At 72.5% G+C, this 222-nt stretch carries 1 protein-coding gene; it reads left to right on the plus strand.

Annotated features, from left to right (window positions below):
• Positions 1-222 (plus strand): AMP-binding enzyme (locus KVP70_RS33975; protein WP_217946821.1); only part of this gene is annotated, 222 nt, incomplete at both ends.

Here is a 222-nt window from a genome sequence, read left to right on the forward strand (position 1 = left end):
GGCGGTGGTGCTGGCGCGCGAGGACCAGCCGGGCGACAAGCGGCTGGTGGCCTATCTGCTGGCGCGCGACGGTGCGCAGCTCGACGTGGCGGCACTGCGCGCCGAATTGGCGCGCACGCTGTCGGAGTTCATGCTGCCGGGCGCATACGTGGTGCTGGACGCTTTCCCGCTGACGCCGAACGGCAAGCTCGATCGCAAGGCGCTGCCGGCGCCGGACGGCGA

It is taken from the genome of Duganella violaceipulchra, from assembly GCF_019166075.1.
Taxonomy (GTDB): domain Bacteria; phylum Pseudomonadota; class Gammaproteobacteria; order Burkholderiales; family Burkholderiaceae_D; genus Rugamonas; species Rugamonas violaceipulchra.